Below are 23,945 nucleotides of genomic sequence, written 5' to 3'. Positions count from 1 at the left end.
GATGACCACGGTGCTGCTCTCGGCGCGCGAGCGCATGGAGCGCGCGCGCGAGGCGTCGCGCTCGATCGGCCTGCTCGACGCGGCCGCCAAGACCCGGATGCTGCGCGCCGTCGCCGACCGGATCGACGCCGATTCCGCCGTCATCGCCGAGGCCAACGCCGGCGACCTGGGGCGAGGCGAGGCCGAGGGAATCGGCGCCGCACTCCTGGACCGGCTGCGCCTGGACGCCCCCCGCATCGCCGCCCTGGCATCGGCCGTACGCGACGTCGCAGAACTGCCCGATCCCGTCGGCCGCGTGCTCGACGAGCGCACCCTGCCCAACGGACTGCGGCTGCAGAAGGTGTCGGTGCCGTTCGGCGTCGTCGGGTCGATCTACGAAGCCCGCCCGAATGTGACGGTCGACATCGCCGCGCTGGCCCTGCGCTCGGGCAACGCCGTCGTGCTGCGCGGCGGATCGGCCGCCGAGCGCACCAACGCGGCCCTCGTGGCCAGCATCCGCGACGCCCTGGCCGCCGAGGGGATCGATCCCGAAGCCGTCCAGACGGTCGACGAGTTCGGCCGCGAGGGAGCCCGCGAGCTCATGCAGGCGCGCGGCCTCGTCGACGTGCTCGTGCCGCGCGGCAGCGCCGGTCTCATCCAGACCGTCGTGACCGAGAGCCTCGTGCCCGTCATCGAGACCGGCGCCGGCGTCGTGCACATCGTCGTGGACGCGACGGCCCGCGAGGATTGGACACGCGAGATCGTCGTCAACGCCAAGGCGCAGCGGCCGAGCGTGTGCAACGCCGTCGAGACGGTGCTCGTGCACCGCGACGCCGCCGAGCGCGTGCTGCCCGGCCTCCTCGACGACCTCGGCCGTGCCGGCGTCACCGTCCACGGGGACGACACCGTCGCGCGCTTCGGCGCCGACGTCGTCCCGGCGACCGAGGACGACTGGGCGACGGAGTACTTGAGCCTTGACGTCGCCGTCCGCGTTGTCGCCGACCTCGACGACGCGCTGGCCCACATCCGTCGCTACTCGACGCATCACACCGAGTCCATCATCACGGAGGACGCCGGCAATGCCGACCGCTTCCTCGCGGAGGTCGATTCCGCCGTCGTGATGGTGAACGCCTCCACGCGCTTCACCGACGGCGGGGAGTTCGGCTTCGGCGCCGAGGTCGGCATCTCAACACAGAAGCTGCACGCGCGCGGCCCGATGGGTCTCGCCGAGCTCACGAGCACGAAGTGGCTCGCGCGCGGCGCCGGGCAGATCCGGGCCTGACCGCACTAAAATGACAGAGCGCCCGCGCTCTTTTCGAACGGAGACCGAATGACCACCGCCGCCACGCTGATCGCTCTCGCCGCCGAGGAGGCGGAGCAACGCGGCAACGTGCAGCTCGAGACGGTCGGATTCGGCGTGGTCGCGCTCGTGGTCTTCGCCGCGCTCGCGCTCGTGACGCTGTCGTACCGCAACGTCGCGAACCGTCACGCGCGCAAGGCCGAGGCGTACGCCCGCACGCACCCGGCGCCGACGTCGGAAGGCCACGGCCACTAGGCCACTGGATGTCGGGGGAGCGCGCTCCGCGGATCGGCGTCATGGGCGGGACGTTCGATCCCATCCATCACGGGCACCTCGTGGCGGCCAGCGAAGTCGCGCACAGCTTCGATCTCGACGAGGTCGTCTTCGTGCCGACGGGTCAGCCGTGGCAGAAGTCCGACGTGACGTGGAGCGAGCACCGCTACCTCATGACCGTCATCGCGACGGCCTCCAACCCGCAGTTCACGGTCAGTCGCGTCGACATCGACCGCGAGGGCGTGACCTACACGATCGACACGCTGCGCGACCTGAAGAAGCAGCGGCCGCACGCCGACTTCTTCTTCATCACGGGAGCGGATGCCGTAGCGCAGATTCTCAGTTGGAGGGACCATGATGAACTGTGGGACCTCGCCCACTTCGTGGCGGTCTCCCGGCCAGGGCACGTGCTGAGCACCGACGGTCTCCCGACCGCCGACGTCAGCCAGCTGCAGATCCCGGCGCTGGCCATCTCGTCCACCGACTGTCGCGAACGCGTCCGTCAGGGCGACCCGGTCTGGTACCTCGTGCCCGACGGCGTCGTCCAGTACATCGCAAAACACCACCTCTACCGGAGCAAGGCATGAGCACACCAGATCAGCCCCCCACGACTCCGCTGACCCGTCGCCGGCTGCGCGAGATCCGCGCCACCGGAGCGAACCCGGTCATCACCCCCGCCGATGTCGAGGCCGCCGCATCCGCCCCGGCCCCCGAGGCGGAAGCTCCCGCGGCGCCGCCCGGCGAAGAGGCTCCGGTCGCGGCGCCGCTGCCCCGTGCGGCGGCTCCCGCACCGGTGGCGCCGCCTCCGATGGCGGACGGCGACATCGATCTGGGCATGTCGCCGCTGACGCGTCGTCAGGCGCGCGCGCAGGAGCGCATCCGCACCGCGTCGATCCCCGTCATCCAGTCCGACGCGGTTCCGTCGGCCGCAGCGGGCGCCGTCGCCCCCGCGACCCAGGCGCCCGCCGCCGACGTGCCTGCCGCGGAGCCCACGCCGGAAGACGGCGCGACGGAGCTGGAATCGCTGCGGGAGGTAGAGCAGCCGGCTGAGACGGCCGCGGAGGCGCCGGCCGACGCGGCGGTCGTGGAGGCTGAGGTCGTCGACGCGGCCGACAGCGAGCCGTCGGCCGCGGAGCCCGAGGCCGACGCGCCCGTCTCCGAGGACGAGGAGCCCGAGCCGCGCGAGGTGAACCCGGAGCTCGGCTCGGGTCTGCTGTCGGGGGACACGCCGCCGGTGTCCATCCCGCCGTCGTTCGACCAGCTGATCGCGCGCAGCACCTCGGCGACCGGCTCGGTCGCCACGCCCAACGCGCTGATCCTGTCCCAGACGCCGACCGCGGCGCCGCTCGGCCCCCTCACCGCGACGGGCGAAGTGCTCATCACGGGGTCGCTGGACCTGCCCGCCGGCTTCGGCTCGCTCGGGCACGCTGAAGGCGCGGCCGACGGCAAGGAGCTGGACGCCGCCCTCATCGACGGCGAGCTGCCGCCGTCCTCGTCGCCGACGCCGATCGCCGCGTCGGCGGCGATCAGCACCGCCCGCAACGCCGGGGAGGAGATCATCCGCCCGCCGGCGCCCGAGAAGGGCAACAAGCTCATGCTCGCCCTGGTGATCACGGCGGGCGCGCTCGCGGTGGCGCTCGTGGGCGTGCTCATCCTGGCCGTCACCACGGGAGTCTTCTCATGACCGCATCTGCGACGTCGCGGGACCAGCTGCAGATCGCCGCGCGCGCGGCCGATGCCAAGGGCGGGGAGGATCTCCTGGCCCTCGACGTCTCAGAGCCCCTGCCGCTGGTCGACATCTTCCTGCTCGTCACCGGGCGCAACGAGCGCAATGTCGCCGCGATCGCCGACGAGATCGAGGAGAAGCTGCTCGAGGCCGGGCACAAGCGCCTGCGACGCGAGGGCCGCGAGGAGTCGCGCTGGATCCTCCTGGATTTCGGCGACCTCGTCGTCCACGTCTTCCACGAGCAGGAGCGCGTGTTCTACGGTCTCGAGCGCCTCTGGAAGGATTGCCCCGTCGTCCCGATCGATCTGCCCGCCCACGCGGAGTGAGTCACTGCAGGCAGAACTCGTTGCCCTCGGGGTCGCGCAGCTGCCAGTAGCGCTCGGGCCACGGGCCCCAGGTCTGCTCGACGAGGCGGACGACCTCCGCTCCCAGCGCCACGAGACGGTCTTTCTCGGCGTCGAGTGCCTCGGGTGCGATGTGCATCTCGCCGTCAGGCCGGTCGGCGGTGACGTCGATGTGCACGCGATTTCGCCCGCGCTTGGGACCGTCGGCATGGTGGAAGAACAGCCTCGGTCCTCGTCCCGCCGGGTCCTCCGCGAGCCCGCGATGGGGCAGATCTCTCTCGGTGAGTCCCGACGCCAGCAGCTGCTCTTTCAGGTCGCCCTCGTACTCCGTGTAGGGGTATCCGAAGACGTCCGACCAGAAGCGCGCGAGGCGGGGCGGGTCGTCGGCGTAGATCACGATGTTGCCGAGTGTGGGCATCGTCGTCTCCTCTCCAGCGCCGACCCTAGCGACACCCCCGGACGCCGCCACGGTTTCGTTCGCACTCGCGGCATGTAGTAGTCTTGGGGGGTTGCCTCGTGAGGCGACGTCAGGGCCTGTGGCGCAGCTGGTAGCGCACCTGCATGGCATGCAGGGGGTCAGGGGTTCGAGTCCCCTCAGGTCCACCAAAACTCCCGGTAAAGCCCCGAATCTTCACTCCCTGATCAGGGAGCTTAAATGTTTGGTCGTCGTTTACTGGACACTTCGCCGGGTCGCAGCAGTGCGCTCTCGGACCTTCTCGGAGTATCTGGAAGGTACGCGGCACCGCCCGCGCACCTTCGCTATATGGACGGTGTTGGCACCTCAGAGTCGGGACACGGGAACTACGTGTCGTTGGCTGAGCTTGCCGCGCAGCTCAAGGTTTCCGTGCAGACGACCTACGACCTGCGGAGCAAGGGTCGTGGCCCCCGTGGGTTTCGTGTCGGCACGCAGCTGAGGTTTCGCGAGAGCGAGATCGACGCCCGGGTCCACCGCATGGAGCTGGCCGACGAGCAGCGTCACGCCGGTGGTGCGTTGTGAACGGCGGGCGGCCACGCACACTGATCGGCTCGTACGGAACCATCAGCGTGACCAGGCGAGGCGCGACGTACGTAGCGTTGGCGCGCGTTCGCGACGCCGACGGGCGTCTGCGCAGAGTGACGGGTGCTGCACGTACGGAGTCGGCCGCTCGAGCGAGGTTGAAGCAGCGTCTACTCGAGCGGCCAGGCTTCGGGACCGGGGGCTTGCTCGACCTCACCAGCTCCTTCCAGGATCTCGCCGACCTGTGGCTCGAGGACCTCGAGCTGCAGAAGCTTTCCGACGGGACAAAGGAGAACTACCGCGACGATCTCCGTCTCCACGTGCTGCCTCAGTTCCGCCACTTTACGCTCGGCGAGATCACCACGGGCCGCGTCGAGTGGTTCCTCCGCTCCGAGCGCGCTGTGTCATACTCGCGAGCGAAGCACTCGCGGACCATGCTCAATCTCCTGTTCGGTTTCGCGCTGCGGCACGATGCCATCCCGCGGAACCCGGTGCAGGGGACGAGTCCGTTGCGCCGGCCGAAGGGTGAGCCGCAGGCGCTGACTCTCGACCAGATCACCGCAATCCGCGACGCCGCGAGTCGCTGGCGGACCGGACTGGACGTAAAGGGACCCAAGCCCGACGGTCAGGTTCGCGACATCATCGAAGTACTCCTCGGAACCGCGCTGCGCATCGGCGAGTGCCTCGCGCTCCGCATGTGCGACGTCGAGGACGGTCCCAGCGGGATGACGATCTCCGTGAGCGGGACGGTCGTGTTGCGCACCGGCAGCGGCGCCGTGCGTCAAGACCACCCGAAGACTGAGCACTGAGCAGTGCCCTCGCCGGTCCGTTGTGGCCCCCACCGGCACATGCTCCCCGGACGGGAGTGACATCGTGAATATCGAGCAGACCGTGTCGACGGCCGTCGCAGACCTTGCGCTGGGTAGCACCTTCACCTTTGACGATCTCGTCGGGGCGATTCAGGATCACCGCCGGCGCACACTCCGCATCGTGGAACTTGCAGATCTCGGCGACCACGACGGCATCTGCGCGGTATGGCTCATCACCGAGCGCGAAGACTTCGTCCTTCACGCCCACAGCGACTCCGTCCTCCATCGCCAGCAGTTCGTGCTGCACGAGTTCGCCCACATGGTCCTCGGGCATGGAGAAGACGACGAATGCTCGACCGAAGACTTCCTGCTTCCCGACATCCCCGCCCGAACTCGGCGTCGGCTGCTCACTCGGCGAGATCTGGACTCGGACACCGAGATCGCGGCTGAGGCACTGGCTGACCATCTCGCTGCGGCGATCCGAGGCTCGGTTTACGGCGAATCGCGTTACCTCGAGATCTTCGGGTGATGCAGACCTTCGTCGCGGTGCTGATGTGGCTCCTTGTGGCGAGCCTGCTTATCCTCCGCCGCGGACGAGCCGAACGGAGCATCACCTACGCGGCGATCACGATCGCCGTCGCGATGACGACAAACGTTGATGCGGTCTACCAGTTCATCGATGCACTCCTCGGCGGCTCGAATGTTGCCACCCTCATCGGGGACTGCGCGCTCATGGTCGGGATCTTCTTCCTTGGCCGAGGGATCATGAAAGTGGGGGAGTATCAGCCCGGCCCTGTCCGTATTGCACTCGGCCCCGCTGCTCCGCTTTGTTGCGCTGAGCGGCGTCGGGGTCGCCTTCGTGCTCATCGACCGTGGCGCCACGACGACCAACTTCATGATTGATCTCGGAGCGCAGCCCGCCGCAGCTGCGTACTCGATGATTCAGTTCACCTACTACGGGATCATCGTCGGCACCATGGCAGTCCTTGCGAGTCGTCAGTATCGGTTGAGCATTGGTCTACAGCGTTTGCCTGCCGGTTGTCTCGTTGTCGGCGCGATCCTCGGAGTCGCTCTCTGTGTCGTCGTCCTCATCATGGACATCGCACACGTTGCCGGCCGTGTAGACGTGATGGCTGACGTGTCTATCGCGTATGGACCGCTCTACATCTTGACCTTCCTTTTCCTGTGCGTCGGACTCGCTGGACAGCCGACAGTGCGTTACCTGAGCGCGCGCCGGAGGGCGGCGCGAACACGCACGCTCATCAAGGAACTGTCGCCCGCATGGCGAGCGGCGACGATCGTTCGCCCGGGTTTGAGTCAGACGGATGCGGCGTCCGTGCAGACGGATAGCCTCGAGGCGCAGTTGCATAGACAGGTAGTGGAGATCCGCGACGCGATGATCGACCCGCGCGTGTCCTTTTCTCTCAGCGCGAGCGATCGTCTCGTCCTTGAACGAGCGGAGCGGCATCTCCTCGGAACAGACGGAGCTCGACTTCACACGACGGTTGCACCGGCCACGCGACGGAAGTCTCAACGAGGGGCGGCATGAGAGCCCTGATCGCGCTGGCAGGCGTGATGGCGGCCGCGGCGTCCCTATCGTTGGGTCTCGGTCTCGTGATCGCACGGCGCCTGACCGCCGCTCCGAGTTCGCGCAGATCCGACCTGATTATCCGCGGGGTCGAACGGGATGGCGACCGGCAAGCGATCGTCCTCGATCGATCCGACCAAACTGAGTCGTCGGGAGTGTTCACCCTGCTGTTCCCAGGCGGCGGCTGGCTGCAGCTGTCTACCGAGGTTCTCAACCGAGGACCTGAACGCGTCGCACGAATAGTCGCCCGTACTTCGCCCGGTTTCCGACCGTCGACCGAGGAGCGCGGGTCGTGGAGTGGCATCTACTTCATGACGCTGGCCGATGCAGGACTCACCGAACACGATGTGGGCATCTCCACTCCGTCTGGCATTGCGGAGGCGTGGCGCATTGCCGGCAACGGCGAGAACTCGACGACCTGGGCAATCCACATCCACGGGCTCGGCAGCCCGCGAGCAGGAACGCTCCGAGGTGTGCAGGTCGCCACCGACCAGGGCTACACCTCGCTCGTCGTCAGCTACCGAAACGACGGCGAAGGCCCGCACCACGGAAGTGGCCGGTCAACGCTCGGCGCCACTGAAGTCGACGACGTCGACGCTGCAATCCAATACGCCGTTCGGCACGGCGCGCAACAGATCGTGCTCTTCGGCTGGTCGATGGGTGCACAGATTGCGCTCCAACTCGCCACACGACCGCAGCACCAGCAAGTGATAGCCGGGCTCGTCCTCGAGTCTCCTGTTCTTGATTGGGTCGCGGCGATCAAGGCGAACTGCGCCCGTGCCGGGCTGCCCGCCGCTGCGGGGCTCCTCGCCCTCCCGTGGCTCGCAGCGCCCTTCCTCGCTCGTGCCATAGGCCTCCCTGCCTGCATCCCTCTCCGGGATCTCGACTGGATCGCGCGCGCACATGAACTCGCAGTACCGACGCTGATCCTCTACGGCAAGGATGACGACTCAGCGCCGGCCGCCGTGTCTCGCGAACTTGCAGTGCTTCGCCCAGACCTGGTTCAGTTGGAACTCTTCGATGCCGAGCACACGTCGACTTGGAACTCTGACCGGGATCGTTGGCGATCCACTGTCGCCACCTGGCTAACCGACCGATCCTGACCCCCGTCCCGCTGCGCGTTGCGTGGGGGACGTTCGCCTCGGCGATAGCAGACGGCACGACCTCCCTTCGCCGGCCGGGGCGCTGGGGGATCCGGTCCGGAACTGCGCGAAACAGGGGGCACGTCAAGTCCCCAGGTTTCGGTCGCACGAGACTGCCGCGGGCCGTGCTCGGTTCAACGGGTCCGTGGGTGCAGGGCATGCTGGGTGGTATGGGAGGGGCGGTGAGGTGGTGGGATCGCCACCAGATCGCGCTCTATCTCGCCGCGATCGCGGCCGGAATTCTCGTGGGGCTGGCAGTGCCGGCGTGGGCGCATGTCCTCGAACTCGCGATCAACGCCGTCTTGGGGCTGCTGCTGTACGCCACGTTTCTGGGCGTGCCTTTCACCTCGATCGGGCGAGCCTTCCGTGTCTGGCGCTTCCTCGGCGCGGTCCTGATCCTCAACTTCGTTCTGATGCCTGTCGTCGTGTTCGGCCTGAGCCGGTTCGTGGCGCAGGATCAGGCGCTGCTGGTCGGAGTGCTGCTCGTGCTGCTCACCCCGTGCGTGGACTACGTCATCGTGTTCTCAGGACTTGCCGGCGGGGCACGCGAACGGCTGCTGGCCGCAACGCCCCTGCTCATGCTGCTGCAAATCCTGCTGCTGCCCCTCTACCTCTGGGTGATGGCCGGAGTTGAGCTGGTGAGCGCGTTCGATGTGCGCCCGTTCGTCGAGGCTTTCCTGCTGGTGATCGTGCTGCCCCTCACCGCGGCAGCCCTCACCCAGATGCTGGCCACGGAACCGCGACGGGACGCGATCGAAAGAGGGATGCTGGCGGCCATGGTCCCGCTGATGATGCTCACCCTCGCCGTCGTCGTCGCTTCCCAGATTTTCACCGTGACCGGATCCTTGACGCAGCTGCTGACCGTCGCGCCGCTGTTCATCGCTTTCGTCCCGATCGCCGCCCTGGTCGGCACCATCGTGGGACGACTCTTCCGATTGGATGCAGCGGGCCGGCGAGCCGCTGTCTTCAGCGGTGTCGCCCGCAACTCCCTCGTCGTCCTGCCTCTCGCCCTGGCCCTTCCGGCCTCGTTCGCACTCACCCCTCTGGTGGTCGTCACTCAGACGCTCGTCGAGCTGATTGCGATGGTCGTGATGGTGTCGGTAGTGCCGCGTCTCATCCGAGCCCGTTAGGTCACGGTTCGCTGTATAGTCAGCGTGTGCTGACTCTTGCTTCGCGTGTGGATGTGATGAACCGGCTTGGCCGGGCGATGGCCGACCCGACCCGGTCGCGAATTCTCTTGACGCTGCTAGACGGCGCTGGCTACCCTGCGGAGCTCGCCCGGGACCTGGAGTTGACCCGGACGAATGTGTCGAACCACCTGACCTGCCTTCGCGGGTGCGGCTTGATCGTCTCGACACCGGAGGGGCGTCGTACCCGTTACGAGATCGCCGACCCGCACCTGACTCAAGGTCTCCGACAGCTGCTTGAAGCCGTTGTCGCCGTGGACGAGGGCACACCGTGCATGGACCAGGAATGCGAGTGCTGCGCATGAACATCCCCCATTTCACTGTGCCGCCCCGCATCCAGGGTTCGGAGGTGACGCTGTGAGCGAAGAATGCTGCGGACCCGACGAACCACGCACCACCCCCACCGTGCGCCGCATCGAACTCTCCCGCCCTTCCCCGGCCGGTGACACCTGCTGTGCACCAGCCGACCATCAGAAGAACGGCGTCGTAACCGATACCGGCGACGCTTGCTGCGGCCCCGACATTGCGAAGAAAGGCACCGTCGATGAGGGAGAGGTCGAGGTGCGCCCGCCGTGGTGGCGAGACGTCGCCCTCCTCCCGTCTGTCCTGTCGGGGGTGTTCCTCCTCGCCGGGTACACGTTCGAGTGGACCGGTCTGTCCGTGCCCGCGCTGGTGCTGCAGGCCGCTGCTCTGATCGCCGGGGCGTACACGTTCGTTCCCGGCGCGATCCGGCGGCTGATCCGCGGCCGGCTCGGAGTCGGGCTGCTGATGACGATCGCAGCGATCGGGGCGGTGCTGCTGGGGCACGTTGGTGAAGCTGCGACACTCGCGTTCCTGTTCTCTCTCGCCGAGGCACTCGAGGACCGGGCGATGGACCGCGCCAAAGAAGGACTCCGAGCCCTGCTCTCCCTCATCCCCGACACCGTGCGCGTTTCCCGCCTGACCGGCGACGTCACCATCCCTGCCGCGGACGTACGCGAACTTGACATCCTCGTCATCGGCGCCGGCGAACGCGTCGCCACCGACGGGGTCGTGATCGACGGACGCTCGAGCCTGGACACCTCCGCGATCACCGGTGAATCAATCCCCGTCGACGTAGGTCCCGGCGATCAGGTCGCGGCCGGATCGGTGAACGGTTCCGCGACGCTGCGGATTGAAGCGACCGCAGACGGGCGCGATAACTCTCTCACCCAGATCGTGACGCTCGTCGAGCAGGCCCACGCCCGCAAGGGCGAGCGGGCTCGCCTCGCGGACCGTATCGCGCGCCCACTGGTGCCGGTCGTGTTGATCGCCGCAGCCCTGGTCGCCCTGTTCGGGTTACTTGTCGGTGACCCGGGGTTGTGGATTGAACGCGCCCTTGTCGTCCTGGTGGCCGCCTCACCCTGCGCTTTGGCGATCGCCGTCCCCGTCACCGTGATCAGCGCCATCGGCGCAGCATCTAAATTCGGGGTCGTGATCAAGTCCGGCGAAGCGTTCGAACAACTGGGAACCATTCGCACCGTCGCTCTGGACAAAACCGGCACACTCACCCGCAACCAACCCACCGTCGTTGAGGTGCACCCCGCGCCGGGGACTACCCGTGACGATCTTCTGGCGTGGGCGGCGGCCGTCGAGGCCTCCAGCTCCCACCCGCTGGCGGCAGCCATCACCGCCGCCGCACCACCCGATTCGACAGCCGCAACGGGCGTGACCGAGGACGCGGGACACGGAATCACCGGCCGGGTCGATGGGCGCACGATCCGTGTCGGAAACGACCGTTGGCTGGATCCCGGCGAGCACCGCCACCTGGCGGAATCGATGGCAGCGCAGGGCATGACCGTCGTGGTGGTGGAAGCAGACGGCCGGATCGCCGGGCTGATTGGAGTCCGTGACGAGCTGCGTCCCGAATCGGCTGAGACGGTGCGGATGCTGCACGCGCAGGGCATCGAGACGATCATGCTCACCGGCGACAACGACCGCACCGCCCGGGCGATCGCCGACGTAGCCGGCATCACCGACGTCCGTGCGCAGCAACTCCCCGCGGACAAGGCCGCCGCGATCGAAGCGTTGGCGGTGTCGCGGCCGACAGCGATGGTCGGTGACGGCATCAACGACGCACCCGCTTTGGCGACCGCGACGGTCGGTATCGCGATGGGGGTGAGAGGATCCGCCGCGGCGATCGAATCCGCCGACGTCGCGTTCACCGGCCACGACCTGCGCCTCATCCCCGGCGCCCTCGTGCACGCGCGCCGCGCTCGACGCATCATGACCGCGAACATCGTGCTCGCCTTGGCGATCATCGTCGTGCTGTTCCCGCTCGCCCTGTTCGGAGTGCTGGGCCTGGCCGGGGTGGTGCTCGTGCACGAGGCCGCCGAGGTGATCGTCATCCTCAACGGCGTTCGCGCCGGCCGCCGACCCGCTGGCCTTCGACAGCTCGCCGCAGCACCACCCGTACCTCTTGATGCCCGCACTGTCGCGATAGATTCTCGAGGATGATCGGCCCTTACGGACGCGTGGTGTTCTCCGTTGTGCAGACGGTGCTCCTCGCCGCAGCGGTGACGTTCTGCGCAGTGATGCTGATTGGTGGCGACGGCGGACCGGGGAACGTGTTCGTTATCGCGATCATCTTCCTGAGCCTGTCGCTGGCCGGGCACGCGACTTTCCTATTCCTCAGCTACCGCTCCGCCAGGCGTCACCCGAGATCGCCATAGCGCTTGCGTGGCTGCGGGGGAGCCGTCGGCTGACGACGCCGTCGGCGTCATGTGGGTACCGGGGCGGATCGCCTCATCGTCCGCGTGGTAGGTGATCGAGGTGTCCGATGGCTTCGTCGAGGAGTTCGGTGACATGGTCGTCGAAGAGCGAATAGTGGATGTGCCGACCGGCGCGACTCCCGGTGACGAGGCTGAGGTGCCGTAGCAGCCGAAGATGGTTCGACACGGTCGTCTGACCGATCTGCAACTGTTCACTGAGTTCGGTCACGGTGCTCGGTCGCGCGCTCAGCGTGCTGAGAATGCGCAGCCGCGCGGCGGAGGCCAGCGCCTGCATGATCTCGGCGAGCCGCTCGGCGTCCGCTACGGACAGGGGGGGCGCATCCCGACGCGTCTCAGCAGTGACCATGCTCACTATTGTGCCCCTCGATCACGATAATCATTCACAACAACATCATATCATGAATTTGTGATGTATTCTTGGGGGATGACCGTTTCCTCCTCGACGACTGCCGCGCCCACTGCTGACACACAGGAACACGCTCATGGTTCCGCCCGGTGGGAGTTGTGGTTCGCGATAGCCGCCGGCGTCACCTACGCGGGCGGGATGATCACCGAGTTTGCGTTGGGGCTGCCGCTGATCGGGTGGCCGCTGGTGTTCTTCCTCGCCACCTACTTCTTCGGCGGGTTCTTCACGTTCCGCACCGCGATCGCCTCCACCCTGCGCGGCAAGTTCGAGGTCGACTTCCTCATGTTGGTCGCCGCCATCGGCGCCGCCCTCATCGGCCGGTGGGCGGAAGGCGCGGTACTGCTGTTCCTGTTCAGCCTCGGCCACGCGCTCGAGGAGTACGCGCTCAGCCGGGCCAGCAAGTCCATCGAATCGCTTGCCGAGCTCGCCCCCCGCAGCGCCCTGGTGCGCCGGGGCGAAGAAGAGCCGGTGGAGGTGCCAGTTGAGGAGATCGTGATCGGCGACGTCGTGGTCATCCGACCCAACTCACGCATCCCCTCAGACGGTTTCGTGATCTCGGGCGTGTCCGCGGTGGATCAGTCCGCCGTCACGGGGGAGTCGATCCCGGTGGAGAAGGAGCCGGTGGCAGACCCGGAGCGGGCGATGCGCACCGTTGACACCCTTCCCGCCGCCAACCGAGTCTTCGCCGGTACCGTAAACGGGTCCGGAGTGCTCGAGATCGAGGTCACCGCGACCGCGGCAGACTCGACGCTCAGCAAGGTCGTCGAGCTCGTCCGCACAGCCGACCAGGCCGCGTCACCGACGCAGCAGTTCATCGACCGGTTTCAACGTTGGTACGTTCCCGCGGTGATCCTTGGAGTCGCTGTCACGCTCCTGATCTCCTGGTTCGCGTTCGGACAGGCGTTCCCCGATGCGTTCTACCTCGCCATGACGGTGCTCGTCGCAGCCAGCCCCTGCGCTCTCGCGATTGCCACCCCGGCCGCTGTGCTGGCGGGTGTGGCCCGGGCGGCACGGGCCGGCGTGCTCGTCAAGGGCGGTGCCCCGCTCGAGACCCTCGGGCGGGTGAAGGCGATGGCGTTCGACAAGACCGGCACGCTGACCTGGGGTGCACCCCGGGTCACTTCCGTCACGCCTGCTGGCGACGTCCCCGAGACCGACCTGATCCGCACTCTCGTTGCAGTGGAGGCACTCAGCGACCACCCTCTTGCCGAGGCGATCGTCCGCGACCTCGAGCCCCGCGTCCCCCAGGCCGAGCGCCTCACAGCGGCAGACTTGAACGCGGTCGTCGGCCGCGGCGTCGCGGCGACGATCGACGGTGAACGCGTCGACGTCGGCAACCTGCGCATGTTCGAGGAGCAGCAGCTCGCGCTTACCGGCACACTGGCCGATGCCTACGCACAGGCGCGGGACTCCGGTCAGACGCTGATGATCGTCCGCCGAGGTGACCGATTCCTCGGCATCGTCGGAGTCATGGATGCCTCCCGCACGGAGTCCGCTCAGGTGCTCAGCGCTCTTCGCGCTGCGGACGTGGGGCAGCTCGTGATGATCTCCGGCGACAACCAGCGCGTTGCCGATGCGGTAGGCCGGGAAGTGGGCGTCGACACGGCCGTCGGCGAGCTCCTCCCCGAGGACAAGGTCGCTGAGATCACCCGCCTCTCCGAGACTTACCGCCCCATTGCGATGGTTGGCGACGGCGTCAACGACGCCCCGGCGATGGCAAGCGCTGACGTCGGCATCGCGATGGGCGCTGGCGGCTCCACCGTCGCCCTGGAGACCTGTGACATCGCCCTGATGAGCGACGACCTCGGCCGTCTCCCCTTCGCTGTGCGACTCAGCCGTGCCACCAGCCGGATCATCCGGCAGAACCTCATCGCCAGCCTCGCGATCGTTGCGTTCCTCATCCTCGCGACCTTCCTGGGGCTGAATATCGGCGCCGTGGTTCTCATCCACGAAGGCTCCACGCTGGTCGTCGTCGCGAACGCGCTCCGCCTGCTCAACTTCGAGCGAGGCAAGGAACACCACGGCATCAACCACGAGGACAAGCCCAGCCCGTGACCTTCTCCTGTTTCATTCGAACGCCCCGCCCGGATCATCTTCACCAGAACCGTCTTGCACGGTCACTCATTGGAGTTCACCCATGAAATGTCCCATCGACGGCAATACATTGGTGCTGTCAGACCGCACAGGAATCGAGATCGACTACTGTCCCGAGTGCCGTGGAGTATGGCTCGACCGCGGTGAGCTCGACAAGATCATCGAACGCTCACTGACAGCTCCTCCGCCCCCCGCTCAGCAGACGGCACCATATCCGACGCGATATGACGGACATGGGTCCAAACATGGATCCCAGAGCCGACACGACAACAACGAGGGGCAGAATGGCCGACGTCGCGGCGGGTGGCTCGGCGACCTCTTCGACTAGCGCTGCCGCCGCCGGAAGGGTCTCGCCCCTTGCGAACTACGTGACCCAACAGGCTTTCACTGTGCCGGTCGTGGCCTGTGCGACGGTCGGGATCGTCTCAACGAAGGCGCGCGTGGTCTCCTCTGACCCCGGGTATTCGACGACACGCCAGCCCACAATGCCGAAATCCTCATCCAGCGCCTGCACAGCGCATGCGAACGCCGCGCCGGCGGGTGGGGTTGCCTGGAAGGATACGGTCACTGTGCGGGCATCGACCAGCTCGAAACCTGTCTCGTCGGATCCGACGTCATCGAACGAGTTCGAGACGGTCAGCCATGCAAGCGCAGCGATAGACGCCGCCGCCACACCTGTGACGGCGATCCAGTACAGTCGGCGGCGTCGAGGGCGCGGGGCACGACCGTAGCGTTCGGCCAGCTCTTCCTTCGTCGTCACGCGATCCCTCTGTCTCCGTTGGGCTCAGCTGCGGGGGCGGGCATCGTGCGTGGCAAGGTCGGCCAGGTGCGCGTTGTAGGCCTGCAATTCACCGGTGCGGTCCGCGTGCCGGTCGCGGCGTTTGGTCTCACGGTCGTCGCTGCGGCTCCATTGGATGGCGACGGTGATCGCGAGGATGAGGGTCGGGGTCTCGCCGATCGACCAGGCGATGCCGCCACCGGTGTATTGGTCCTCGAGCGGCGTCGGCCCCCACGTCCGGCCCATCGACCCGAACCAGTCGGCGACCATGAGTCCCGATTGCATCATGATGGCGATCCCGAAGAAGGCGTGCATCGCCATGATGCCGATGAGCAGCAGCAGCCGGCCAGGGTAGGGCAGCCGCCAGTGCACCGGGTCGATGCCGATCAACGTGAGGGCGAACAGGTAACCGGTGATGAGGAAGTGCGCGATCATCCACTGGTGCCCGAGATGATCGGCCAGCGACCACCGGAAGAGGTCGGTGTAGTAGAAGAACCACAGCGACCCGATGAACAGGCCGGCTGCGACGAACGGATTCGTCAGCACACGGGCAACGGGCGAGTGCATGGCCCACAGAATCCATTCCCGGCCGCCGCGCGTGCCGTCGTCGCGCTTGCGGATCGCGCGGGCGGCGAGGGTCACCGGCGCACCGGCGACCAGCAGCACGGGGATCGCCACCGTGAGCAGCATGTGCCCGACCATGTGCATGCTGAACAGGTAGTCCTGGTAGACGTTGATGACTCCGCCGGTGACCCACACCAGCAGCACCATGCCGGTGACCCACATGATTGTGCGGTACACCGGCCAGGCGTCGCCGCGGCGGCGCAGCCGCCACACCCCGACGAGGTAGAAGAAGATCGCGAACCCGGCGATCACCGCCCAGAGCAGGTCGACGTTCCATGCGGTGACCCACCGTTCGATCGTGAGCTCCGCGGGCAGAGGTGCACCGGTGAGGCGTTCCGCCGGCGTCGGGGTCGCAGGAAGCGGGGCCGGGTTCGGGGGAGGGGTGCGGGCCAGCGCTGCAGCGGCACCGCTGGCGACGCCCATCAACGCCAACTCGAACACAATCAAGATCCAGAAGGGGCGGGATGCCCCGTCAGAGCCGCGCATCTTGCCGATCAGCCGCATGCGGTACCACGCGCCGAACAGCCCGAGACCGACCAGCGCGACGACCTTCACGGCCAAGATTGCGCCATAAGGGGAGAGCAGGTCCGACCACTGCTGCAGGCCGATAGCCGCGCGCACCGTGCCGGATATGGCGACGAGCACGAACGCGGCTAAGGCAATGCTCGAGTAGCGGGCGACGACATCGGCGATGCGCTGCCGCTGGAGGACTGGACGGATGGCGACGAGCAAGAGGAGACCGCCGAGCCACACCGCGGCGCCGATGATGTGCAGGATGAGCGCCATCATCGCCTCGTGGTGAAGGGCGTCATCACCGGAGTGCCCTTGTGTGCCCATCGGCACGAGCGAGGAGACCGCCAGCAGGGCGACCAGAAGCGTGCCAACCCAGGACCGCACTGCGAATGTCAGGACGGTGAGTGCTGCGCCCGCGACCGTTGTGATCAGCCACGTCCGGCCCACCTCGAGTTCGACGAGGAACCGTCCGAGCTGGGCACCGAACTGTGGTCCGACGTTGATCGCGGGGTTGAAGACGCTGAGAAACGTGAGGAACCCGGTCGTACCGGCTGCCACGGTGAACACGGCGGCGGAGATCGAGGCGGTATCGAGGGCGATATCGAACTCGCGCTCACCCCTCCGCAACGTGAACAACGCCGTCACGAGCACACCGACCATTCCCGCTGCGGCGAGGTTCACGATCAGCTTCGCGGCCGAAAGCCCCCAGCGCACGACCGGGCCGGCATCACCGAGGGGGAGCTGTGCAGCGCCGCCACCGAATGCCAGTGCGCCGACCAGCACAGCGAGTGCCACCCCAACGAGGATCGTCGGCCCGAGTACCCGCAACGTGCGGTAATTGATCTCTCTGGTGCGCGGACATCATTCGTGCACGGTGTGAATCGGGTTGCTCGCCGCGCGCTCGCCCGCGAGACGCTTTCTGGGCGTTGGGGTCACGGTGGTTCTCTCGGGTCGGGATCATTCGCAGCCAGGCGGAGCAGGTTTGCCGCACCCGCCGCGGAGGTGCAGTCGGGTGCTATTCGCAGCCCATTCGCGCCTGTATGGATTTCATCGCGCTGATCTCGGCGGTCTGTCCGGTCTTGATGTTCTCTGCGACGGTTAGGGCACGTGGATCTGTGCCGAGTTCGATGAGCGCTTCCGCCATAGGGATGGCGCCTTCGTGGTGGCGAATGAGCAGCCCGAGGAAGAGACAATCGGCTTGCTGCCCGGTCGCGCCCTCCAAGGCGGAGATCTCTTCAGCTGAGGCCATGCCCATCGCGATGCGTGCCTCTTCCTCCGTCATGGCCGCACCGTCAGGCATCGCGTGGCCGCTCCCGGCCGGAGAGGCATCCATCCACTGCATCATCGGGCCACCGGACTGCGACAGCCCCCACTGCACGAGCCAGTCGTACATCTCGCCGCGCTGGCCCGCCTGCCCGGTGGCGATGTCGTACGCAAGGATCCTCAGTTCCTCGTCGGATGTCTTGCGGTAGATCTCCATGGCCATCTGGATGGCCTGCGCGTGATGCACCTGCATGTCGCGTGAGAAGCCCGCCTCGGGAGAGTCGGTACCAGGAGCGATCAAGCCCTGCGACCCGAAGGTTGAGAAGCGCCCGACAGCGAAGGTCAGAGCGCCGACCGCGAGCAGGACAAGGAGGACGATCCACCACCGCGGCCACTCTCGGGATGGGGACGCGTCGCTGGTCTCACTGCGGTTCATTGCTTTCCAGGTGCGTCGTATGCGCCAGTGCAGGCGGCGTTCGGCTCGGGGGCGTTCTGGCTGCGCCAGTACTCTTCGAAAAAGGCGCCAATACGCTCGTCGTCGGCCGAATCGACCTTCAGCTGCTGGTTCCAGTTGGACATCACGATCGGCGCATCCAGTCCCTCGTAGGGGGACAGCACGACGTAGGTTGAAGGCAGAAGGCTCTTGAGGTTTGCGAGTTGTTCGCCGGCTACCTCGTCGGGGTTGTAGGTCACCCACACGGCGCTGTGCTCCATGGAGTGGACGGCGTTCTCATTCGGGACCGGTTGGTCATAGATGCCGCAGTTCAACCAGACAGCATTGTGCGGGCCGCCCGCCGGGGGGCTTTGCTCGTACTGGACAGCACCCTCCACGTGCTCAGCCGTGTTCTCGAAGGTTTCGACGCCTTCGATGCTCGCTCCCTCGCTGCCGGCCTCGTACTGTCTTGGCTGTGACGGTGCGAGCACGACGGACGCGACGACGAGGCCGATGATCACCACAGCCGCCGTCGACCCGACGACCCACCACACCAGTTTGCTGCGACGGCGTTTGGCGAGCTGCTTCTGATACTCAGCCAATTTCTGCTGCCGCTTCTGCTCACGCTGTTGCTTGACGGTGACCGGACCGTGCTGAGGGGTGTTGGCCGGATTCGGGCTGTTCGGAGTCATATGCGTGCTTTCAGTTCGTGTCTCAAGCGGATTCGGCGGATGAGGCTCAGCTGAGGCCGGAGTAGGCGTGGAGTCCTTTGAAGAACATGTTGACGATGGTGAAGTTGAATAGCACCGTGAGGAACCCGATGATGCATAGCCAGGCGGAGCGGGTGCCGCGCCACCCTCTGGTCGCGCGGGCGTGGATGTACCCGGCGTAGAGCACCCAGATCACGAAGGTCCACACTTCCTTGGTGTCGAATCCCCAATAGCGTCCCCAGGAGTCGTTGGCCCAGATCGCGCCGGCGATCAGGGTGAAAGTCCAGAACACGAACCCGACGATCACGAACCGGTACGCGAGGGCTTCGAGAGCGTCCGCGGTAGGCAGCGTCGCCAGGAACCGCGGGCCGCCGGCACGAGCCGAGGTTGTGTCGGCGCGCCGTTCCCGACGTGTTTGCATGAGCTGGGTGACCGCGAGCCCGCAGGCGATCGCGAACAGGGCGGTGGCGAGCGAGGCGACGAAGACGTGGATGACCAGCCAGACACTCTTGAGCGGGTCCATCAGCGGAACGACCTCGACGTAGAACGTGATGGTCGCCCCGCCCAGTAGCAGCACGATCATGCCGATCAGGAACGCGCCCAGGAAGCGGAGGTCGTAGCGGCGCAGCACCAGCAGGTATACGGCGACGATCAGGACGGTGCCGGTCAGCGCAAACTCGTACATGTTCGCCCACGGCACCCGCCCGGCCGCGATCCCGCGCAGGATGGTGCCGGCCAGGTGGAACAGGAACGCAAGGACAGTCAGCGACGTCCCGATCCGCGCCCACAGCAGCCGTTGACGCTGCGCGGGCGGCGTGCGAACACTGTCCACCGACGCTCTCTGGGCGTTTTCCGTCTGCTGGCCCGCCCGGGCGGCGGCGCCGGCCAGGGCAGGCTCCCGCTGCGGGACGCTGGCGGGGACGGAGCGCACGGCCAGGTCGATCGTGTACGCGATGAACGCGAGCAAGTAGGTGGCGATCGCCGTCCACACCAACAGCAGTGAGATGCCGTCCAGGGAGAGCGCGTCAGTTCCGGTCATGGCAGGGTCGTCCTCTTCGTCGTTTCGGTCAGGGGGTGCCCGCGAGCGGGGTGGCGCGGTAGATCCGTGCGGCACATGGGTCAGCCCGCGTTCGCTTCCAGCCAAGCCAGCGAGTCCACGGCGGTTCCGTCGAGGTAGACCTCGAAGTGCAGATGGTTCGCGGTGGAACGTCCCGTGCTGCCGACGAGTCCGACCAGCTGCCCGGCCGTGACGGTCTGCCCGGCAGCGACCTGCCGGCTACCGGTCTGCATGTGCGGGTACACCGTGCTCACCTGTTGCCCGTTCAGCACGGATTCCACCACGACGGCGACCCCGTATCCGCCGTAGCTGTCCTGTGAGATCCGCACGACGCCGTCGACGGACGCGTAGACGGGGGTTCCGCCGGCAGCGACCATGTCGGTGCCCATATGCGCGCCGCCTCGAGCACCGAAGCGGTCGGTCACGGTGAACGGACCGCCCACCGGCCACCGCACGGCTCCGCTGCCTTGCGGCACGATGCTGTAGTCGAAGGGCACCGAGGCGACCTGTGCGGAGGCCCGCGCACGCTCTGCGGCTGCTTCTGCCGCCTTCTTCTGGTCGATCTCCGCCTGGGTGGTGGCCGAGTAGCTCTCCCGTGTGAGCTGCGTCCCGGCCGCGTCGGAGGCGACGATCAAGGATTGCACGTCCTCGGACGCGACTTGCTGCAGTGTCGGGATCTCGAGGTCCGCCGGCTTCCAGGCGGCATACGCGGGGAGAGCGAAGGTCGCGATCAGGCCGGTGACCACCATAAGGACCGCCAGGGAGCGCACTGGACGCAGCGCGACTACCCGACCACGGGCGGACCTCTCTGCGGGCGGGCGCCGTGGCGGGCGGGTGATGATGCTGGTGGCTGGTGGCGTGGCGGAGCGGCGGAGGCTGCGGCGCGTGGGGGGCGTCTGGGGCTGGTCGCCGCCGCCTGGTGGGGTGGTCTGGTCAGTCATGATGTCCTGGTTCGTTTCGGGTCAGATGGACACGCCGCAGTCGGCGAGGAAGGTGATGGGGTTGACCGGGGAGCCGTTCACGTAGGCCTCGAAGTGCAGGTTGCATCCGAACGCGTTGCCGGTGTTGCCTTCGCTGCCGATCAGGTCGCCGGCGTTCACGCGTTGGCCGTATCCGACGTAGAAGCCGCCGGGGCGGATGTGGGCGTATCCGGTGCCGATCCCGCCGCCGTGGTCGATCTTGATGTAGTTGCCGTAGCCGGCGTAGACGACGGTGCCCGCCGCGGCGGCGTAGATCCCCGCGCCGCACCCGCCGCTGAGGTCGACGCCGTAGTGGTAGCTGGTCGAGCAGTACCCGTTGCCGCACTGGGAGCTGCGCGGCCCGAACCCCGAGGTGCGGTGCCCGGATGTCGGTCGCGCCCACCCGGAGCTGACCACACCCCCGCCGCCGCCCGAGGCGGCGAGTCGTTCCGCTTCGGCGCGCTCCGCCGCTCGCCGCTGCTCCTCGGCGAGGCGAGCAGCCTCCACCCCGGCCTGATAGTCGGCGATAGTCTTCGCGGTGGTGTCCTCGAGGGCGGCGAGCTGGGCCTGAAGTTCGCCGAGGTAGAGGGTCTGCGCGTCCAGCGCGGCCTGCGCGGCATCGGCGGCCTGCTGCGACTCGAGCATCTTCTGCTCGGCGACCTGCTGTAGCCGGTCGCGCTCATCCCGGGCCACCACCGCCTGATCGGTCAGGCTCTGCGCGGCATCGCGGGCGGTCAGCGCCGCAGCGTAGACGGCCTGGTTGCGTTCCAGCAGCTTGTCCATCACGCCCAGCCGGGACAGGAGATCGTCCGCGGTCGCGGCCGACCCCGAGAAGAACAGCTCGAGGGAGGTGGTGTCGCCCCCGTCGCGGCACAGCTGCGCGGCGATGCGGCCGGCCTTGTTCGCCGCATCGGGCGCGTTCTGCGCCTCCACGTCGGCTTGGGACTGCAACGTGTCGGCGCGAATGGATGCGTCGAAGTACTCCTGCTGGGCGGTGTAGAACGCACCAGCGGCCTGCTCGGCGGCGGTGCGGGTGCGCGCCACGTCACCGGTCAGGCTTTGGATGAGGCCCTGGATCCGCTGCACCTCAGCAGCTTTGGTCGCCTCGTTCGTTTTCGCGGCCTGCACCTCCTCCCAGGACGGATAGGTCGCCGCGAACGCTGCCGGCAGCAGCGGACCGGCGACCAGCACGGCGACCACACTCGCCGTCCCCGCGGTCAGCAGAGTGCGCCGGCTCACACCAGCCCGGAATGCGCGGCTCTCCGCGGGCGTGGGCGCGCACCCGCACTCCTCCGCCGTCAGGGCACCAGGAAGGGTGAGAACGCTGCCCGTCGCCAGCGTTCGCAGCGACCCGGCAAGTCGACCTCCGGCAGGCCTCACCCGTGGCGTGTTCATGGCTGACTCCCCGGGCCAGTCGGACGATCTGCGCCGTCCGCACGCGTGCGAGCGCGGTGGAAGAATCCCGCCGCCATGAAAGCACCGGCGGCGGCGAGGACGACAAGAGCGGTGAGCCAGGGCCCGAGGATCACCGCCGGGGTGAGTCCGGTGCGCAACGGGACAGTGCTGATCGACGCGCCAGCGGTGTCGACACCGATGCTGTCGACGGTGGCGCCGTCCGGGGCGATGACCTGGCTAGTGCCGACTGTGGAGACGTTGACGACCGCGCGGCCGGTTTCGATGGCGCGCATCCGGGCGAACGCGAGCTGTTGCAGGTTCTCGTCGGTGCCACGGAAGTCAGCGTTGTTGGTCTGGAAGACGTACACCTCCGCGCCCGCACGTGCGCCATCCCAGATCACGGTGTCGTAGATCACGTCGAAGCAGATCGCCAGCCCCACCCCGACATCTCCGACCTGCACGATCGGCGGGTTGGTGCCGGGGGTGTATTCGCGTTGGATCAGTCCCACCAGGTCGGGGACGATCAGCTCGTAGAACCACCGGTCGGGCACGTACTCCCCGAACGGGACCGGGTTGACCTTGTCGTGCCACTGCCGGCCCGTGGGATCCGCAGTCCACAGCAGGGACGTGTTGAAGACATCGTCGCCGCGGGTGGTGGCGGCGTTCATCAGTAGCGGGGCCTCGGCCGAGCGCACGACCCGGTCCAACGCCTCGGCGGCGGCGGGATCACTGAGCGGGTCGGCGTCGACGCCGCCCTCGGGCCAGGCCAGCAGATCCATCGGCTGCCCGTACAGCGGCACAGTGGCGGCGGTCTGCGCGGCCAGCACGTCGCCGGGCACCTTGTCGTCGAAGTACCCGGTGGGGCCGTTGCCCTGCACCCATCCCACGCGGAACTCCCCGGCCGACGCGGTGGGGAACTGCGGTGTCACGACCAGGAGAACAGCGACGCTCACGGCGGGGTGCAGCCCGAGCATGAACCGGATGCCGCCGGCGCGGATCCACTGCACCACAGAGGCGCACACCATGACGATCAGCAGGGACAGGCCCGTCACGCCCGTCCACGACGCGGCCTCCGCGAGCGGCCCGCCCACCTGGGTCATTCCGAGCCGCGCCCACGGGAACCCGGAGTACGGCCACGCACCCATCACCACCTCACGGGCCGTCCACAGAGCCGCGATCAGCGGCGGTACCACGAGCAGCTTCACGAGGCCGCGGGCCGGATAGCGGGCGGTCCACCGGTAGGCGAGCGCGATCGGCACCGCGCCCGCGCCGAAGAGGACCGCTTCCAGCCCGGCGAGGGCAAGCCACGGCACCGGGCCGAGGAACTCCCCCACCCACACCAGATGAGTCGTGTAAAACACAGCGCCGAAGACAGTGCCGACCAGCAACGCCCCGCCGAAGCTGCGACCGATCAGTGCCACCAGCGCGACAGTGACACTCACGAACGTCAAGGGCCACCACCCCACCGGTGCGGAGGCGAGATCCAGCAGGAGGCCGGCTGCCGCGGATGCCAGCACCGCCGCCCACACCGGCAGCGACCATGCCGCAACGGTGCGGCGCGGCGTCTCCTGCTCCTGCGCGGCGGCGGAGGCGGGTGTCGGCAGAGTGGCACGCATGG

General features: G+C 67.6%; 27 protein-coding genes and 1 tRNA gene. 18 read left to right on the top strand and 10 right to left on the bottom strand.

All coding sequences use genetic code 11. The features are described 5' to 3' along the window. Position 1: 1 nt before the first annotated feature. Genes EI169_RS09160 through rsfS form a run of 5 tightly spaced genes read left to right on the top strand, consistent with a single transcriptional unit; the run spans position 2 to position 3,604 of the window. A complete protein-coding gene (locus EI169_RS09160; RefSeq protein ID WP_125132050.1) occupies positions 2-1,261 on the top strand; it encodes a glutamate-5-semialdehyde dehydrogenase in 1,260 nt (419 codons plus the stop codon). Between the two features lie 48 nt (positions 1,262-1,309). Next, positions 1,310-1,534 (top strand): hypothetical protein, encoded by a 225-nt coding sequence (locus EI169_RS09155; RefSeq protein ID WP_125132049.1) that lies wholly within the window; start codon positions 1,310-1,312, stop codon positions 1,532-1,534. An 8-nt stretch (positions 1,535-1,542) separates the two neighbouring features. Next, complete coding sequence (gene nadD / locus EI169_RS09150; protein ID WP_125132048.1) at positions 1,543-2,139, top strand: nicotinate-nucleotide adenylyltransferase; 597 nt, start codon at positions 1,543-1,545, stop codon at positions 2,137-2,139. Next, complete coding sequence (locus EI169_RS09145; protein WP_125132047.1) at positions 2,136-3,236, top strand: hypothetical protein; 1,101 nt, start codon at positions 2,136-2,138, stop codon at positions 3,234-3,236. The genes nadD and EI169_RS09145 overlap by 4 nt, the downstream gene beginning before the upstream one ends. Beyond that, entirely contained in the window at positions 3,233-3,604 is a 372-nt protein-coding gene (gene rsfS, locus EI169_RS09140) for a ribosome silencing factor (protein ID WP_125132046.1), read from the top strand. The genes EI169_RS09145 and rsfS overlap by 4 nt, the downstream gene beginning before the upstream one ends. Position 3,605: 1 nt before the next feature. On the opposite strand, the gene EI169_RS09135 is transcribed toward rsfS, so the two are convergent. Next, complete coding sequence (locus EI169_RS09135; protein WP_125132045.1) at positions 3,606-4,040, bottom strand: VOC family protein; 435 nt, start codon at positions 4,038-4,040, stop codon at positions 3,606-3,608. A 112-nt stretch (positions 4,041-4,152) separates the two neighbouring features. Between EI169_RS09135 and EI169_RS09130 the strand changes: the two genes are divergently transcribed. The 11 genes from EI169_RS09130 (at position 4,153) to EI169_RS09080 (ending at position 12,035) form a co-directional block, all read left to right on the top strand. Next, positions 4,153-4,228, top strand: a tRNA-Ala gene (locus EI169_RS09130). A gap of 157 nt (positions 4,229-4,385) precedes the next feature. Continuing rightward, positions 4,386-4,619, top strand: coding sequence for a helix-turn-helix domain-containing protein (locus EI169_RS09125; RefSeq protein ID WP_125132044.1), 234 nt, complete (start codon positions 4,386-4,388; stop codon positions 4,617-4,619). Positions 4,620-4,822: 203 nt separating this feature from the next. Then, on the top strand, positions 4,823-5,428 hold the full coding sequence (locus EI169_RS09120; RefSeq protein ID WP_164515475.1) for a hypothetical protein: 606 nt from the start codon (positions 4,823-4,825) through the stop codon (positions 5,426-5,428). 64 nt (positions 5,429-5,492) lie between these two features. After that, positions 5,493-5,957, top strand: a complete 465-nt coding sequence (locus EI169_RS09115; RefSeq protein ID WP_125132042.1) for a hypothetical protein — start codon at positions 5,493-5,495, stop codon at positions 5,955-5,957. Beyond that, positions 5,957-6,331 (top strand): hypothetical protein, encoded by a 375-nt coding sequence (locus EI169_RS09110; protein WP_125132041.1) that lies wholly within the window; start codon positions 5,957-5,959, stop codon positions 6,329-6,331. The genes EI169_RS09115 and EI169_RS09110 overlap by 1 nt, the downstream gene beginning before the upstream one ends. Then, positions 6,288-6,977, top strand: coding sequence for a hypothetical protein (locus tag EI169_RS09105; protein WP_164515474.1), 690 nt, complete (start codon positions 6,288-6,290; stop codon positions 6,975-6,977). Before EI169_RS09110 ends, EI169_RS09105 begins: the two co-directional genes overlap by 44 nt. Beyond that, positions 6,974-8,119, top strand: a complete 1,146-nt coding sequence (locus EI169_RS09100) for an alpha/beta fold hydrolase (RefSeq protein WP_125132039.1) — start codon at positions 6,974-6,976, stop codon at positions 8,117-8,119. Before EI169_RS09105 ends, EI169_RS09100 begins: the two co-directional genes overlap by 4 nt. 197 nt (positions 8,120-8,316) lie before the next feature. After that, positions 8,317-9,288, top strand: coding sequence for a bile acid:sodium symporter (locus tag EI169_RS09095; RefSeq protein WP_240640730.1), 972 nt, complete (start codon positions 8,317-8,319; stop codon positions 9,286-9,288). A 26-nt stretch (positions 9,289-9,314) separates the two neighbouring features. Beyond that, on the top strand, positions 9,315-9,650 hold the full coding sequence (locus EI169_RS09090) for a metalloregulator ArsR/SmtB family transcription factor (protein ID WP_125132038.1): 336 nt from the start codon (positions 9,315-9,317) through the stop codon (positions 9,648-9,650). Between the two features lie 256 nt (positions 9,651-9,906). Then, positions 9,907-11,820 carry a cation-translocating P-type ATPase gene (locus EI169_RS09085; RefSeq protein WP_125133401.1) on the top strand — a complete coding sequence of 638 codons (1,914 nt, stop codon included), beginning with the start codon at positions 9,907-9,909 and terminating at the stop codon, positions 11,818-11,820. Continuing rightward, positions 11,817-12,035 (top strand): hypothetical protein, encoded by a 219-nt coding sequence (locus EI169_RS09080; RefSeq protein WP_125132037.1) that lies wholly within the window; start codon positions 11,817-11,819, stop codon positions 12,033-12,035. Before EI169_RS09085 ends, EI169_RS09080 begins: the two co-directional genes overlap by 4 nt. A 73-nt stretch (positions 12,036-12,108) precedes the next feature. Here EI169_RS09080 and EI169_RS09075 read toward each other — a convergent pair whose 3' ends face one another. Next, positions 12,109-12,441, bottom strand: a complete 333-nt coding sequence (locus tag EI169_RS09075; RefSeq protein ID WP_164515473.1) for a metalloregulator ArsR/SmtB family transcription factor — start codon at positions 12,439-12,441, stop codon at positions 12,109-12,111. Between the two features lie 78 nt (positions 12,442-12,519). Here EI169_RS09075 and EI169_RS09070 point away from each other — a divergent pair, with 78 nt between their 5' ends. Beyond that, complete coding sequence (locus EI169_RS09070) at positions 12,520-14,556, top strand: heavy metal translocating P-type ATPase (RefSeq protein WP_125132035.1); 2,037 nt, start codon at positions 12,520-12,522, stop codon at positions 14,554-14,556. Between the two features lie 82 nt (positions 14,557-14,638). Then, entirely contained in the window at positions 14,639-14,923 is a 285-nt protein-coding gene (locus EI169_RS16920) for a zf-TFIIB domain-containing protein (RefSeq protein ID WP_125132034.1), read from the top strand. Between the two features lie 36 nt (positions 14,924-14,959). On the opposite strand, the gene EI169_RS09060 is transcribed toward EI169_RS16920, so the two are convergent. The 8 genes from EI169_RS09060 to lnt form a co-directional block, all read right to left on the bottom strand. Further along, entirely contained in the window at positions 14,960-15,355 is a 396-nt protein-coding gene (locus EI169_RS09060; protein ID WP_125132033.1) for a DUF4307 domain-containing protein, read from the bottom strand. A gap of 24 nt (positions 15,356-15,379) precedes the next feature. Beyond that, a complete protein-coding gene (locus tag EI169_RS09055; RefSeq protein WP_125132032.1) occupies positions 15,380-17,353 on the bottom strand; it encodes a cytochrome c oxidase assembly protein in 1,974 nt (657 codons plus the stop codon). A 172-nt stretch (positions 17,354-17,525) separates the two neighbouring features. Next, complete coding sequence (locus EI169_RS09050) at positions 17,526-18,209, bottom strand: DUF305 domain-containing protein (RefSeq protein ID WP_125132031.1); 684 nt, start codon at positions 18,207-18,209, stop codon at positions 17,526-17,528. Beyond that, a complete protein-coding gene (locus EI169_RS09045) occupies positions 18,206-18,898 on the bottom strand; it encodes a DUF3105 domain-containing protein (protein WP_125132030.1) in 693 nt (230 codons plus the stop codon). Before EI169_RS09045 ends, EI169_RS09050 begins: the two co-directional genes overlap by 4 nt. A gap of 46 nt (positions 18,899-18,944) precedes the next feature. Next, positions 18,945-19,955, bottom strand: coding sequence for a c-type cytochrome biogenesis protein CcsB (gene ccsB / locus EI169_RS09040; RefSeq protein ID WP_125132029.1), 1,011 nt, complete (start codon positions 19,953-19,955; stop codon positions 18,945-18,947). Between the two features lie 80 nt (positions 19,956-20,035). Further along, positions 20,036-20,914 carry a M23 family metallopeptidase gene (locus tag EI169_RS09035; RefSeq protein ID WP_240640382.1) on the bottom strand — a complete coding sequence of 293 codons (879 nt, stop codon included), beginning with the start codon at positions 20,912-20,914 and terminating at the stop codon, positions 20,036-20,038. A 21-nt stretch (positions 20,915-20,935) separates the two neighbouring features. Further along, positions 20,936-22,327, bottom strand: a complete 1,392-nt coding sequence (locus EI169_RS09030) for a M23 family metallopeptidase (protein ID WP_125132028.1) — start codon at positions 22,325-22,327, stop codon at positions 20,936-20,938. Next, a complete protein-coding gene (gene lnt / locus EI169_RS09025) occupies positions 22,324-23,943 on the bottom strand; it encodes an apolipoprotein N-acyltransferase (protein WP_125132027.1) in 1,620 nt (539 codons plus the stop codon). Before lnt ends, EI169_RS09030 begins: the two co-directional genes overlap by 4 nt. Positions 23,944-23,945: the final 2 nt, after the last annotated feature.

The sequence above is a fragment of the Microbacterium sp. 10M-3C3 genome (genome assembly GCF_003931875.1).
Taxonomy (GTDB): Bacteria; Actinomycetota; Actinomycetes; order Actinomycetales; family Microbacteriaceae; genus Microbacterium.
This window is presented reverse-complemented; position numbering and strand designations above follow the sequence as displayed.